Annotated in this window: 1 rRNA gene; it reads left to right on the plus strand. The window is 55.4% G+C overall.

Annotated features, from left to right (window positions below):
• Positions 1 to 134 precede the first annotated feature (134 nt).
• Positions 135 to 202 (plus strand): 5S ribosomal RNA (rrf, locus tag IF22_RS0132720); the annotation flags it as partial.

The raw sequence follows: 202 nt of genomic DNA on the forward strand, positions 1-202 counted from the left end.
CGGTAACGGGTTCAGTTGACCGGTACTAATAGGCCGAGGACTTGACTACTAAGCTGCTACGCGTCCACTGTGCAACTCTGAACAAGCGAACACCCGTGAAATCGTGCCGGGGTTGTTTGATATGTTCATAGAGTTACGGCGGTCATGGCGGAGGGGAAACGCCCGGTTACATTCCGAACCCGGAAGCTAAGCCCTCCAGCGC

Source organism: Micromonospora parva, from assembly GCF_000718515.1.
GTDB lineage: Bacteria > Actinomycetota > Actinomycetes > Mycobacteriales > Micromonosporaceae > Micromonospora > Micromonospora parva.